We start from the raw sequence: 11,320 nt of genomic DNA on the forward strand, positions 1-11,320 counted from the left end.
GATGCCGTCGGGACACCTCGGCAAGGCGCCGACCGGCGCCTCGGTGAGGCGTCCCTACGTGGTGCTGGCGGACAGGTGGTGTCCTAGGGCCTGACACACTTCATCGACCTGTTGTTCCGTCATGACACTCGAAAACGGCAGCGCCAATGACCGTTTGCCAAGGTCTTCGGTGATTGGGTACTGTCCTTCCCGGTAACCAAAGGATTCCCGGTAGAACGGCTGAAGGTGAATAGGGGAGAAGTACGGCCGTGCAGGAATGCCGTCGCGTTCGAGGTCAAGGATGAGCTGATCTCGATCGACCGTGGTGGGGACGCGAACGACATAGACGAACCACGACATACGCGTGGTCGTCGAGACGGGCGCCGGTAGCTCGAGGAGCGGGTGTTCGCCAAGACGGTCGCTGTACCACTTGGCGACCCTTGCCCGCTTCTCCAAGAGCTCGTCGAGGCGATGCAGCTGCGCGACACCGAGCGCCGCGCTCATCTCGTCCAGGCGGTAGTTGAATCCGAGCCGCGAATGGGTGAGCCAGCCATCGAACACGTCGCGACCCTGATTGCGGAGTGAGGCAAAGAGTGGTCCCCACTCAGCGTGTCGCGTGACGATCATGCCGCCTTCACCAGTCGTCATTTGCTTGTTGGGATAGAAGGCAAAGACCCCGGCGTCGCCTAGGCTGCCCACCTTGCGCCCCTTGTATTCGGCGCCAATGGCTTCGCACGCGTCCTCGATGACGCGTAGACCGACGTGCTGCGCCGTCTGGAGTAAGGGGTCCATGTCGGCCGGCTGGCCGAAGGCGTGGACAGGCAGCAACACCCTGACGTGGCCGCGTGGACGGGCGCTACCCCGCATCGACGGGGGGAGCCAGTGGTCCCCCGCGCGTCCGCCGCCCACCAGATCACTGACAGCCTGGGCGACGAGCTGCGCGTCGATATTACCAGTCCGCGCATCGACGTCCACGAACACGGGAATCGCACGCTCGTACAGAGCGACATTTGCGGACGCGACGAAGGAGAACGGTGAGGTGATGACAATGTCGCCATCTCGAACGTCCGCGGCAAGCATGCACAAGTGGAGCCCAGCCGTGCCACTCGCGACGCCGACTGCCCGGCGGACACCGACCAGGGCCGCCACTGCCTCCTCGAACCCACGAATTCGGGGACCAATGCTGAGATGCGTTCCTCGGAGCACGTCGAGGACTGCATCGATCTCAGCCTGCGTGATGTCCGGCGAGGACATGGAGATTCGCATTACTTCTGGGTACGCCTAAAGGCCTGCGCTACGCACGATCTGATCGTGGCTCGGTTGATCGGCTCGGCGAGAAGCGAGCCGATCGTACGCCCCACAGATTCGGCGCTCTTCCTCGCGGCTCAGCAATGCCTCGTTCGTGCACTGAAAGGACGGGGGCCCGTCGTAATTCCCTCTTAACTCGAAGCCAAGTGCCTCGAATGACGCTTGAAGCCGCGACCATACTTCGCCGGGATGTTGACAAAACGCCTCGTAGTCGACCTGTATAGCTCTTTGCGTCGGTAGAAGGGCGAGCTCCTGTGAAATCGATTCGTTCGTGAAGAGCACCTGACCCGCGACCTGCGTGTAGGGATCTTCGTGCTGCAGCCACTCGAATTCCGGGGGACGAACGGAAAACCACGCCGTCTTTGTCCCGTAGACCCTCTCGCGGGCATTCAAAAGGGACCGTATGTTGTGGAAGGGCTCGCGTCGCGTGTGGATGAAAATTGCCAGGGGCAACCACTCCGCCAGCTGTACGAGATTGTATTGCAGCAGAATCCCCTTGGCTGCCACCGGCTTGTCGAAGACCGCTTCGATCGACGCCCAGCCTGCGGCGAAACCTGCGGCATCCGACGCCTCCAGCTCTGCATCGGTCAATTTCCTCGCTTGATCAATGGGAAAGAAACGGCGCCAATAGTACGAGAACTCGTGCGGCTGCAGCATGCCCCGTGTCTTGCCCACGTCGGAGACCCACTCACAATCTTCCCGGCCGGCGGCAAGCAGCTCGTCGCGATAGTCCATTGCCGGATCGGTGAGGAGCTGTTGGATCCGACTGCCCATGTATGGCGCGCCGAAGAATCGAGCGAGCAGGTTACTCGGGTAGGCAAAGCGCTGTGACGCAGCGAGCCACTGCAACGCCAGCGTCGTTCCACTCCGAGGTGCGCCGACGATGAAGACCGTGGGCCGTTGAGGTGTGCGCGCCTGTTCGCGAACCGCCTCCATCTCGGCGTGCCCCAACAGCCGGTTGAGCGTGTGAAGCGTTTGTTCCTGCTGCGAGTGTGCAGCGAACTCGGTCGTTCGCTTGACCATAGCCAACGCCTCGCTAAAGCTTTTCCACGCCTTCGTGGACCAATCGAAGCTCCTGCTCGAAGAACGGTTCCTGAGGGCCACCGATGATGTCCAGTCGCTTCATCATGACGACATTTGCGGCGAAGGACAGGTCCAGCTCCGGGCGCTTGCCCTTGACCAGGTCGATCAAGATGCGAGGAAAGTCGGCTCCCGCAAGATGCGAGACGGGGTAACCGCCGCCGAACCTTGTATTGGCTTCGAGGACAACCAGTGACTCGTGTGTGCGGACCAGGTCGACGTCCATGGGGCCAGCCACACGTAACAGGCGGGCCAATCGGATCCCGAAGTCCAGCACGTCCGGATCGCGGAATGTCTGAGCCGCCTCTGTCTCACCAAGGCGTGATTGCACCTTCCGCCACGTGCACAGCGCCAAAGGAGAACCGTCGAGATCACCACAGACTTCGATGTCGAACTCCTCGCCGATCGCTTGCTCTTGAATGATCATGTCTGGCGCATAGTTGAAGAATGCCTCCAGCTCACGGTCATCTCGTGCGAGGGACGTCTGATAGCTTCCAGACCCGCATCGAGGTTTTACGAACAGCGGAAACCTGAAGTCTCGTGCTTCCGCAATGGTCAACGCCGTCCTCGGCGTGGCGATGCCATTGCTCGAGAGGAACTGGAAGGTCCGGTATTTGTCGTAGGTGATCTCTGCGACCTCCGCCGTTGGGATGAACGGCACGATGCGCAGAGCTTCCAGCTGCCCGCGAATCCGTGAGAGTCGATACACATCAGGGTCGGAGAACGAAAGGACGGCATCGACGTGCTCCTGCTCGCAGAGCTCGAGCATCGCCGGCAGATAGCGCTCATCGACGATGTCCGGCATCAAGAAGGCGGCATCGCAGGCGCGGAAGCCCGGTGTCCATCGCGTGTTCCCGGTTCCAATGATCCGATCGCCTGGGGCGAGGTGCCGCCGGAAGAAGTCCGCGATGTAGCCGCGCTTCCCGATACAGGAAAAGAGGAGGTTCACGCGTCCACCGAATAGTTTGCGAGCAAGTCAGACAGCGTAGAGCCGCGACGGAGGAGGCGGACTTCGTCGCCACGAAGCTCCACGATAGCCGGAGTCCCTCGGATGAAAGGGGCATTCAAGACATTGCTATAGGCGCCGACGTTCTCAACGATCACCCAGTCGCCCTCGGCGATCGTCCCTGCGTAGCCCGTATGGAGGACGTCGATCTCCATGCAGGTATGCCCGACGACATCGACCATGCCCGCAACGCTTGCATCCGAGCTCGAGGATGCCGGCATGACAGTGATCGGAAGGTTGACACTGCCACGTAGAGGCTTGACGTTGAAGACCGAGCCGTCGACCACGGCGAGACTGCGGTCTTGCAGGCGCTTGACAGCCTGAACACGGGTGACCAGGGTCATCGTGTCGGCGAGAACGCCCATGCCGGGCTCGAGAATGAGCATGGGGCCTTCAGCACCGTACGCCTCGGCCATTTGGCCGCCAACGGATGCCGCGTAGTCAGCAAAGCTGGACGGCGGTGTGGGGAACTGAGCGGCGAGCTCATGGCTCATTCGGCTGCTGAAGCCGCCACCGATATTCAGGAAGTCGAGGGGACGTCCTCCCAATACCGAGGCGTGCAAGTGAGCCATTTGCCGCATCCGGTCCTGATATCGCGGAGCGCTCCGATCTCCCGAATAGTGACAATGGAGACCAACGATTTGCACATTTGGACACGCGTCCAGCGTCTTCACGACGGCCTGTCCGTCGGCAGCGTCCAGGTCCACGCCGAATCGTGAACGCGGTGTGAGCCGGCCGAGATTGCAGCGCACGCCCACCGAGAAATCGGTTCTGGCGTCTCTTGCGATCTCCGCTACGAGGCGTGCCTCGGCGAGCGAGTCGATGTTCACACGCGCGCCGGCGTGGAGCGCCAACTCCAAGTCTGGAGCGGTCTTCACGGGCCCATTGAAGATGATTTTGCTCCCTGGGATACCGAGGGCCATGGCGAGGTCGAGCTCTACCCGTGATACGACCTCCGAGTACGCCCCGAGGTCGTGTGCCAAGCGGATGAACGCCGGCAGATAGTTTGTCTTGTACGAGTAGCCGACGGAGGTCCTCGGGTAGTAGCTCCGGAATGATGCGAGAAGCGCAGACATATTCGCGCGAAGGCGCCCCGTATCTGCGACGTAGAACGGCGAACCATGGCTCGCCGCGACCATGGCCAGCACAGTCGCGTCAGGTTGCACGGCAGCGGCCGGCGCGTTAGCCAAGGTCCACCTTTCTCGGATCGCCTCGCTCGATGAGGGTGCTACTGTCAAGCACGGTTGTCAGCGTTCGAGCGAGGATGCCGAGATCCATGGCGAGACTGTAGTGACGCACATAGTGGACGTCCAGCTCGACGCGTTGCGACCAGGTGAGGCTGTGTCGCCCACGCACCTGGGCGAGGCCGGTGATCCCTGGTCGCATCTCGAAACGCTGCTGCTGAGAGGGATTCATCCGCGCCGCATAATCAAGGGGCACTGGGCGCGGTCCCACCAGTGTCATCTCGCCTTTCAAGACGTTGATGAGCTGCGGGAGCTCGTCGAGGCTCCAACGGCGAAGGAACCTACCGATACGCGTGACGCGTGGCTTGACGGGCCGCCCGTCGTTATCCAAATACGCATCGGCGTCCGGAATCATTGATCGGAACTTGTACACGCGGAAGGGGCGACCCCCAGCGCCAGCGCGTTCGGCGACAAACAACACAGGGCCCCGATCCTCCGTCTTGATGAGGACTGCAATGACCGCGAAGAGTGGCGAGAGCGGGATCAACGCGATCAGGGCGAGTACTCGATCGAAGCCGTGCTTGACGACGAGTTGAGCGCCGCGTGAGCGGGATTCCCTCATCGTTCCTCGACGAGCCTTGCCAAGTTGCGTTCCTCCCACTGCCCGTCCAGCCGGACCGTGTACGTCGAGCCTGCGCGGACCAGTTGCGGATTCACGATCCAGGAGACAGACTCGTTCGAGAAGATGAGTTGCTCATCGAACCAGAGCTCCTGAGTCCAGACAATCGTGTTGAACATACCCGGCGCGCCGCTCTGGATCTCGAGCCCACTGACCGATGGAGCGCCGGCTTTCCCGTAATCGATGTCAGCGACTGGCTCGGGATCCGACAAGAGCCGCGCCTGGCTCAGGTCGAGTCGACCGTCTCGGTCGCGCACGGGAAACTGCGGTTTCCATGGCTCTGCGGTGACGGCTTCGCACAACCCCTGAAATCTGAGGTCGTACCGCCCCTCCAGGTCCGCAATGTCGGCTCGAAGGCGCGCTTGTCGAGTCTTGTGATCCTGTTGGGGCCACTCACACGCACGCGCGTAGTAGCGCACACGATTCGGCACGACACAGCCGCCGTTCGCCAGGAACCTCTCTTTGAGTCGGAACACCAGCTTGGTCTGGCGGTCATCCCGGCGCGGATCGTTCAAGTAGACCATGGCCAGAATCACATCGAAGGTATTGCGCTCTGCCGGCAGATCGAAGTCCCAGAGATCCGCCTCCACGAACTGGAGACGCGACGCCATGCCGTTCTCCGAAGCCAATCTCCGGGCGAGTGCGAGCGTGTCCACATCGACACCAACGACACGGTCTGCACCCGCATCGATGGCCCACATGGCCAGTAGGCCTACTCCGCAGCCAGCATCTAGCACCTTCGCCCCAGGACGTATGGTGTCTCGAATGATCGATCGGAGCGTGAGCGCTCGCTCATAGTGGAGGAGCAAGTTCAGGTGTTGATACGGCGTCATCCGTAGTCTGCGTGAATCGCATGTACTCTTGCGCCAAGGCCTTCCAGATTGCCTCCGGCTGAAAGTCACGGAGGACGCGCTCACGACCGGCTCGGCCGTGCGTCTGGCGTCGATCGTCATCCGTGATGTAACGCTCGATTGCCGCCGTCAAGCGCGCCACGTCCCGGACCGGTACCAGCGTGCCCGTTACGTCGTCGACCACCGCATCCACGCAGCCGGGAATATGCGTTGCCACGGTAGGCAGTTTCATCGCGGCGGCCTCCAGGAGTACGTTGGGAAGGCCTTCCCGGTACGTGGGGAGGACGACGAGATCCATTGCCGGATAGAGAGAGGCGGAGTCCGCGTAGCCCACCAGGTGGACCCGCGCGTCTTCCTGGAGACGCGAGACGATATCGTGGGACACGGGCTCGCTCGATTCCAAGCGCCCCACCACCAAGAGATGAAGATGAGCATGGCGGCAACGGAGCTCCTGCCACGCGTCGGCGAGCTCGACGATGCCTTTGTCTCGCACCAACCGCCCGACGAATCCAATGACCAGGGCCTCACCGGGAATGTCATGGCGTTGTCGGACCGCGACGCGCGATGGCGCGCGAGCCGGATTGAAACGAGCGCTGGCATCGACGCCGTTGCCGCCATGGTGCAAGACAACAATCTTGGAAGCGGCACAAATTCCCTCCGCGATTGCGACCTCGCGGAGTGAGCGGCTGACGCAGAAGACTCGATGCGCCAGCAGGCACGAAGTCCGCTCCGTCCACTTCAGCAACTGGCGCTGCCAGCCGGCGGCTGTCACGAAAGGCAAGCCCCGCATGTGATAGAAGCGTACCGGCACCCGCGTCAGCACCGCGCTGATCAGACCCAGCAGGCCACCCTTTGGGGTGTGCGCGTGGACAATGTCGGCGCGGTACCGGCGCAGCCAGCTCGTGATGCGTGCAACGGCCCGCAGATCCGACAGTGGCGCGATCTGGCGCGGCATCGACACCGCATGCACCGGAACCTCTTCCTGTTCTCCGAACTGGTCCAGCTCTGGTCCCGGCGAGGAAATCGCGGCGATATCGAAGCCTTGCGCCTTCATGAACCCGACCTGGCCGCCAAGGAAACGCAGCGATTGGGGCACGGTTGTAATGTGGACGATTCTCAATCGTTCTCGTCGGGCAACCACGCTATGCTCGCGTGCTGGCGTCAGAGCGGGAAACTGGGATCAGGAACGAGGTTCCCGATAGTAGGACTCGTACTCGCGCCGATAGTAATGCGAGTAGTAGTAGCTGTTCCTGCGGAGATCGACCTTGTTCAGAACTGCTCCGAAGTGGCGAGCCTTGACCGCATCGAGCTGTTCGAGCGCGGCCTTGGCAGCGCCGCGGCCTGTCATCTCCGCACCGATGACGAACAGAACGCCAGTGGCTTGATGCGCCAGAACCGAGGCGTCAGTGACCGCCAGCACCGGAGGTGAGTCGAGGATGATCCAGTCGAAGTGTTGCTTGAGCTCGGCAAGGAACTGCGCGAACCGAGCGGACCCGAGGAGCTCCGCGGGATTCGGCGGGAGCTTGCCCGCCGGCAGGGCCCAAATATTGGCGGCCGCCATTTGACGCACGGCTTCGTCTGGTCGCACCTCGCCGACCATGACGTTCGAGAGGCCGGGCTCCTGTGGAATGTCGAGAAGCTCGTGAATCCTGGGTCGACGCATGTCGCAGTCCGTGAGCAAGACACGCTGTCCTGCTTGAGCCACGGCCAGCGCGAGACTGGCAGCGACGACCGTCTTGCCTTCTCTGGGGCCAGTGCTCGTGATCACGATCGACTTACAACCGTCCTCCACCACCGAGAAGAGCACATTGGTCCGAACGCCCCGGATGGCTTCCGCAAAGTCGTGTGGCACCTTTTCCTGGCTGAGCAGCGGACCCTCTGGTGCAGCCGCGGAGACGATCGGCACGATGCCGAGAAAGGGAATGCCAAGATCCGCTTTGATCTCCTCGGGAGACTTGACCCGGCTGTCCAGGGATTCCGTCAAGAACGTGAGACCGAATGCAAAGACCAGCCCGCCAATCAAGCCACCCACGAGATTGACCAGTGGCCGTGGCGACGAAGGGCGCCGCGGTGTCGTGGCCTGATCCACGACCCTCACGTTGTTGGTTCTGAGCTGCGAGCTGATATCGGTCTCGAGTGTCCGCTGGAGGAGCCCCTGGAACATGCCGCGGTTGCTCTCGGCGGACCGTTGAAGTGCCCCGTACTCGATACTCGCCTCGTTGAGCTTCATGGCTTCGCTCTTCTGCTCATCGAGCGCGGCGCTGACCGTTTGCTCCTGCGTCACGGCGGCTTGATACTCGTTCCTGACCGCCTGCACCACCTTCTGAACCTCCGTCCGGATCCGCTGCTCGGTGCTCGCAATCGCTGTCTGGGCATTGACCATCTCGGGATGGCGCTCGCCGAGCCGTTCGGCCATCTGCGCACGCTGGCGCTGAAGATCCGCGAGCTGACCCTTGAGCTGCTGAATGAAGGCATTTCCCAGGATGGCCGGGAACGTATCGAGCGCCTCCGGATCGTCTTGGATGGCCTCCAATTGCTTGTAGGCGGTCTCCTTCTGGATCCGCTCCGTCCGTGCCCGAGTGAGCGCGGCGTTCAGCTCCCCGAGACGCTGCACGACAATGTTCTGGCGGTCCTCCAGTGAGATGGAGTCGGTTTTCTCGCGATATGCCTGGAGGGCCTGCTCGCTCGTTTCAACCAGCTTGCCCTGCTCGCCTGCGCGCTGGTTGAGCCAGTCGGCCGCCTCCTTCGCCGCGGACAACTTGTATTCGAGATTCTGTTCCATGTACTGCTGGGCGTGCGCGTTCGCAACGCGGGCCGAGAGCCGTGGATCCGGCGAGACGAAGACGACGTCGACCAGACGGCTGTTACGAATGGGGGTGATTCTGAGATGCCCGAGAAACGTGTCAATGACCTCGGACTGGGCCAGACTCTCGCCTTCGTCCGCCGGCTCGCTGGCGTTGGACCCCGTACCAGTCACGAGGCGCTGCACCCAGCCGGTCACCGTTGCGGTCACGCTCGCGACGCTGAACCCTTGGTCGTCCGCCCTTGGTGCGAGCAGCCCGTGGTCCCAGAGCTCGAGCGCATCGATCGTGTGGCGCGCCACCGCTCGACTCTGGAGGATACGGTACTGCGTCTGATAGTAGTCGTCCGTCTGCCGCTCCTGGTCGAGGACCTCCTCGAACTGGACGACGTTGGCCAGCTCGCTCTCGATGAGCACTTGTGCGTTTGCCTCGTAGAGAGGCGTCGCGGTGAACGTGTAGAGCGTGATGCCACCAAAGATCACCACGAACGCCGTAATGGCCATCCGGCGGCGCTTGTGGAGAATCCGAAGGTACTCGAGCAGACGGCCACCGACACCGGCCGTCGCGCCGTCGACGGAAACGCCGTACGCGCTGTCGGGGTACCCGCCAGCCCGGCGCACGTCGGGCGCGCCGGTCGCGTCGGGCGGCGGCGGCAGGGTCTTGCCGTCCACGGCGGGCTGGCTCGGCGCAGATCGTTCCGAGCCGTAGCGATCTGAAAGCGGTGGGATGGGATCCATCTAGAAGAACCTTTCGGGCACAATAATGGTGTCGCCGGCCTGGACCGCGTCCGTGAGCTCGGCCGATACCTCTGCTTCCTCTCCGTCGACGATACGCATGATTTTGATGCGACCCGTTGCGCCACGATCGGTCACACCGCCCGCGAGCGAGAGTGCCTGCAGAACGGTGGTGCCCTGGGTGATCGCGTACGAGCCAGGGCTATTGACCTGTCCGAACACGTACACGGTCTCCGCGCGGGGGACAAAGATCGTGTCACCGTTTCGCAGCTGCACGTTCTCGTCGGGCGCGCCGCTCTGCAAGGCCTTGAGGTTCACACGTACGACGTTTCCCCCGCCGGCCTCATCCGGGAGGACGGGACCTTCGGCTTTCTTGCCGTTCGGGTTTCGCACGACGAGCGCCTCGTAGCTCGCCGTTGGTAACGTCGAGCCCGCGCGCGCCACGGCCTCGATTAAGGTCATGTTCCCTGTTAGCGGATAGGTCCCGGGGTTTCTCACCTCGCCGACGATGTAGAGCCGCTGGCTCTGGTATTGCTCCACGACCACCGTCAGTTGCGGGTCCTTGAAGTACCCTTCCTTGAGCCGGCGTTTGAGCTCCGTTTCGAGCTCCTGGAGCCTCAATCCACCCGCCTTCACGCGGCCGATGTAGGGAAACATGAACGTGCCGTCTCCGTCGACCACGAACCGTCCGCCAAGGTCGGCCTGGTCCCAGACCGTAATCGCGAGCACATCCGACGCGCCGATCGTGTAGCCGACTGGTAGTGACGGTGTGGGGCCCACCACGGCCTGCTGGGCCGGACCTGGTGCGGGTTGGCTCGGCTCGGCCTGGCCTGGCAGCGGGCTCGGCGCTGGCTGGCTGGGCTGGGGCCAGCTTGGTTGCGGCGGGCTCGGCTCTGCGGGTGGCGGCGCCGATGGCGTGGGCTGCGACGGCTCCGGCTGCGGTGCGCCGGGCTGCTGCAGTTTGGCCTGAAGCGGTTCGATTGCGAGCTCGCTCCAGGCGCCGACCGCGACGTAGGTGAGCAGCGACAGTACGAGTATCACGAGCCGTCCGATGTGTCTTCGTCTGGACCCAGCGCCACGAGAACCCTTGAGAACGAGAAACGTGACGAATTGGGTCAGGTTTCGAGTTCTCGCGTGAGCGTCGGGGAGTGCGGCCGGGGGCCGCAGTCTGCTAGAACCCATAAGTCACCGACAAGCCTGAGCGAATGGCCCTGTAACCGCGATCGGGCAAATCCGTTCTTCGATGATACGACAGCACATCGAAGCCAAGACGCGTGTCCTGCCCGAGTTGATAGCCAACCCCTCCACCGATGTGGTCGACGAAGTCGACACGCTGGCCCGGTAGGGCCTCGCTCTCTCCGCGGTAGCCCAGGCGGTCGTGACCACCCCGCAGCACCACGTCCCAACGACTGGTGACACGCTGCACAACCGAGATCGTCCAACCCGTTTGAACGTAGTACGGGTAGGCGAACTCGAAGGAATAGTCCACGTCGCTCGCGACGCCGAGACTGATGCGTGTTTCCGTGGGTGCCGTATATGCAACATCGATGTCCGCGGTGACCCCAGAGAACGCCGGCAACGTCCCTCCGCCAGCCGCGGTCAATCGACGGTAGCCCACGAACGCGCGGCCACGGATCAACGCGAACTGACTCAATTCGAATCCCGTCATGACGTGGGAGCTGTCCGTATTGCGGATGG

General features: G+C 62.7%; 9 protein-coding genes and 1 pseudogene (1 of these 10 only partly in view). All 10 read right to left on the reverse strand.

Going from position 1 to position 11,320, the window contains the following annotated elements; all coding sequences use genetic code 11:
• Positions 1–54: 54 nt before the first annotated feature.
• Entirely contained in the window at positions 55–1,245 is a 1,191-nt protein-coding gene (locus GEV06_03670; protein ID MPZ17002.1) for a polysaccharide biosynthesis protein, read from the reverse strand.
• 15 nt (positions 1,246–1,260) lie between these two features.
• Positions 1,261–2,310 carry a sulfotransferase family protein gene (locus GEV06_03675; GenBank protein ID MPZ17003.1) on the reverse strand — a complete coding sequence of 350 codons (1,050 nt, stop codon included), beginning with the start codon at positions 2,308–2,310 and terminating at the stop codon, positions 1,261–1,263.
• 13 nt (positions 2,311–2,323) lie between these two features.
• Positions 2,324–3,316 (reverse strand): ATP-grasp domain-containing protein, encoded by a 993-nt coding sequence (locus tag GEV06_03680; protein MPZ17004.1) that lies wholly within the window; start codon positions 3,314–3,316, stop codon positions 2,324–2,326.
• Positions 3,313–4,563 carry a diaminopimelate decarboxylase gene (locus tag GEV06_03685; protein MPZ17005.1) on the reverse strand — a complete coding sequence of 417 codons (1,251 nt, stop codon included), beginning with the start codon at positions 4,561–4,563 and terminating at the stop codon, positions 3,313–3,315. The genes GEV06_03680 and GEV06_03685 overlap by 4 nt, the downstream gene beginning before the upstream one ends.
• Positions 4,556–5,179, reverse strand: a complete 624-nt coding sequence (locus GEV06_03690; protein MPZ17006.1) for a sugar transferase — start codon at positions 5,177–5,179, stop codon at positions 4,556–4,558. The genes GEV06_03685 and GEV06_03690 overlap by 8 nt, the downstream gene beginning before the upstream one ends.
• The gene (locus GEV06_03695) at positions 5,176–6,189 is read right to left on the reverse strand and encodes a methyltransferase domain-containing protein (GenBank protein ID MPZ17007.1); all 1,014 of its coding nucleotides are present in this window, start codon (positions 6,187–6,189) and stop codon (positions 5,176–5,178) included. The genes GEV06_03690 and GEV06_03695 overlap by 4 nt, the downstream gene beginning before the upstream one ends.
• Complete coding sequence (locus GEV06_03700; GenBank protein ID MPZ17008.1) at positions 6,029–7,207, reverse strand: glycosyltransferase; 1,179 nt, start codon at positions 7,205–7,207, stop codon at positions 6,029–6,031. Before GEV06_03700 ends, GEV06_03695 begins: the two co-directional genes overlap by 161 nt.
• Positions 7,208–7,267: 60 nt before the next feature.
• Positions 7,268–9,625 (reverse strand): polysaccharide biosynthesis tyrosine autokinase, encoded by a 2,358-nt coding sequence (locus GEV06_03705; protein ID MPZ17009.1) that lies wholly within the window; start codon positions 9,623–9,625, stop codon positions 7,268–7,270.
• Positions 9,626–10,804 (reverse strand): hypothetical protein, encoded by a 1,179-nt coding sequence (locus GEV06_03710; GenBank protein MPZ17010.1) that lies wholly within the window; start codon positions 10,802–10,804, stop codon positions 9,626–9,628.
• A pseudogene (locus GEV06_03715) lies at positions 10,794–11,320 on the reverse strand (hypothetical protein) (it continues 811 nt past the right edge of the window). The gene GEV06_03710 and the pseudogene GEV06_03715 overlap by 11 nt, the downstream one beginning before the upstream one ends.

This window comes from Luteitalea sp., assembly GCA_009377605.1.
Classification (GTDB): domain Bacteria; phylum Acidobacteriota; class Vicinamibacteria; order Vicinamibacterales; family Vicinamibacteraceae; genus WHTT01.